The organism is Paraburkholderia sp. BR10872 (assembly GCF_040965835.1).
Taxonomy (GTDB): Bacteria; Pseudomonadota; Gammaproteobacteria; order Burkholderiales; family Burkholderiaceae; genus Paraburkholderia; species Paraburkholderia nodosa_A.
In genome coordinates this window covers 1-2,537 of the sequence record NZ_JBFRCN010000125.1, presented here as the reverse complement: position 1 = coordinate 2,537, position 2,537 = coordinate 1, and the positions used below count along the sequence as shown (strand labels likewise).

General features: G+C 62.8%; 2 protein-coding genes and 1 pseudogene. All 3 read left to right on the top strand.

Annotated elements, in window-relative coordinates:
• The first annotated feature begins 57 nt into the window (after positions 1-57).
• Positions 58-483, top strand: a complete 426-nt coding sequence (locus tag AB4Y43_RS40250; RefSeq protein WP_368730275.1) for a transposase — start codon at positions 58-60, stop codon at positions 481-483.
• Complete coding sequence (tnpB, locus tag AB4Y43_RS40245) at positions 480-824, top strand: IS66 family insertion sequence element accessory protein TnpB (RefSeq protein WP_368730274.1); 345 nt, start codon at positions 480-482, stop codon at positions 822-824. The genes AB4Y43_RS40250 and tnpB overlap by 4 nt, the downstream gene beginning before the upstream one ends.
• Positions 825-854: 30 nt before the next feature.
• Positions 855-2,449, top strand: a pseudogene (locus AB4Y43_RS40240) (IS66 family transposase).
• The last annotated feature ends 88 nt before the right edge of the window (positions 2,450-2,537 follow it).

Genomic DNA, 2,537 nt, shown 5'->3' with positions numbered 1-2,537 from the left:
AAGGTAAGCGGCTCACGGCGGCCGTCGTAGACGGCTGCAGGGACCGGCATCAAAGTGATGTCCATCATTTTCGAAGTGATGGACACCACTTTGTCAGAGCCAACACAGAGGCCCGGCAGCCGGAAAGGTCGCCCGAACCATAATCCCGAATTCCGACGTCGCCTGGCGATGGCAGCTTGCGAACCAGGGGTGTCAATCGCCCGGTTGGCCCGTGAGAACGGCTTGAACGCGAACCTCGTGTTCGCGTGGCGGCGCCGGTATCTGGCGGAACAGCAAGCCGAGGCGGTACAACTCGTTCCGGTGGCGATCGTCAACGAGGAGTCATCGGTCAATGAACCTGCGGCGCCGTCAGAGCCAGAGATCGTGCGACCAGCTGTGCCCGCTGGTTCAATCGAGGTTCGGATCGGCCGGGCGGTGGTTAAGGTCGACGGTATTGTCGACGCCGAGATGCTTCGAACGGTTTTGGAGAGCCTGCGCTCGTGATTTCTCTGCCAACAGGTACGCGTATCTGGCTCGTCGCGGGCATCACGGACATGCGCTGCGGCTTCCAGGGCCTGGCTGCCAAGGTGCAAGTGGCGCTTGAGGAGAACCCGCTGGGCGGTAACGTCTTCATCTTCCGCGGACGCCGGGGCGATCTCGTGAAGGTGCTTTGGGCTACTGAGGACGGACTCTGGCTTCTCGCGAAGCGGTTGGAGCGAGGGCGTTTCGTCTGGCCACAGGCCGATGGCGGCAAGGTCTTCCTGACCTCCGCTCAACTGTCGATGTTGCTTGAGGGCATCGACTGGCGGCAACCACGCCGCACCGCCGCACTGTCGATGTTGTAAACCGCGCGGAAGGCTCGTAAACTGCGCCTCATGTCGAACGGCGCCGATCTCCCTGAGGATGTTCACGCGCTGCAGGCCTTGGTGCTTGCGCAACGCGCATCGCTTGCTGAACAAAGTGGAGAGATTGAGCGGCTGCTGCAGGACATGGCCGAGCGGGAACTCGAGATCGAGCGGCTGAAAGCGCAGATCGACAAGCTCAAGCGGATGCACTTCGGTCGCAAGTCCGAGCAGCTTGACCGGCAGATCGACCGGCTTGAGACCGAGCTGGAAGACCTGGCTGCCGGGCGCGGCGTTGCCGATGTGCGCCGGGCCCGCGCCTCGACCGCGAGCACGTCTGGCGTCAACGCGTCGCCGCAGGAGGCGCTGCCGCCCCATCTGCCGCGCGAAGAGCATACGCTTGAACTCGATCCGGGCTGCCCACTGTGCGGCAACGTCATGCAGTTGATCGGCGAAGACACGTCCGAACAGCTCGCCCGTGTCTCGGCCGCCTTCAAGGTGATCCGCACGATCCGGCGCAAGGGCGTCTGCACCTGCTGCAAGCACTTCTCGCAGCCGCCGATGCCCGGCCTGCCAATCGAGCGCAGCATTGCCCACCCGAGCCTGTTGGCTGACATCCTCATCTCGAAGTATGCGGACCACCCCCGTTGTACCGTCAGTCGGAGATTGCCGCACGCGACGGCGTCGCGCTCGACCGCGCCAGCATGGGGCGCTGGGTTGGTCAATGCGAGGAGCTCTGCCGCCCGCTGACCGAGGCGCTGCGCCGCTATACGATGGCCGGCACGAAGCTGCATGCGGATGACACACCGATCCCCGTGCTTGTGCCGGGCAACAAGAAGACCAGGACCGGTCGCCTGTGGGTCTACGTGCGTGACGATCGCCGCTCTGGCTCGAACGAACCGCCCGCAGTATGGTTCGACTACTCGTCTGACCGCAAAGGCATCCATCCCCAGACCCGCCTTGCCGGATTCGAGGGCATCCTCCAAGCGGATGGCTACGATGGCTTCAACGAGCTGTACGCGAGCGGTAGAGTTCGTCAGGCAGCTTGCTGGGACCATGCCAGGAGACGGTACTACGAACTTCATGCGAGCACGCCAACGGACGACACGCAGGAACTGCTCGATATGATCGGCGAGCTCTACAGCATCGAAGCCAATATCCGCGGCCAACCAGCCACCGAACGGCTGCGAGTGCGGCAAGAGAAGAGCAAGCCGCTGCTCATCGCATTCGAGACGAAGATCCGGGCCAAGGTCGCGACGTTGTCGCGCAAGTCGGGTCTGGCCGGCGCAATCAACTACTCGCTGAATCGCTGGGCCGAATTGATGTTGTTCTGCGAAGATGGGCAGGCCGAGATTAGCAATATCCTGGCCGAAAATGCTTTGCGCTGTGTTAGCCTGGGTCGCAAGAACTTCATGTTTGCCGGTTCCGACAGCGGTGGCGAGAGGGCCGCCGCGATGTACGGTCTGATCGGCAGTTGCAAGCTCAACGGCATCAATCCGCGAGCCTATCTCGAATACGTCTTGACCCATATCGCCGATCACAAAGTCAACCGCATCGAAGAGCTACTGCCCTGGAATGTGGCCCCCAGGCTGCGCGGCAAGGCCGACCCTCCTGCCTCCATCCCCTGATTGCGGGTAGGCACAGACAGAATCACGCTCGCCGAGCATGCCTCACTTACGCGCATAACGTCGAGAGCGGCCCACGCGAGCCGCTTAC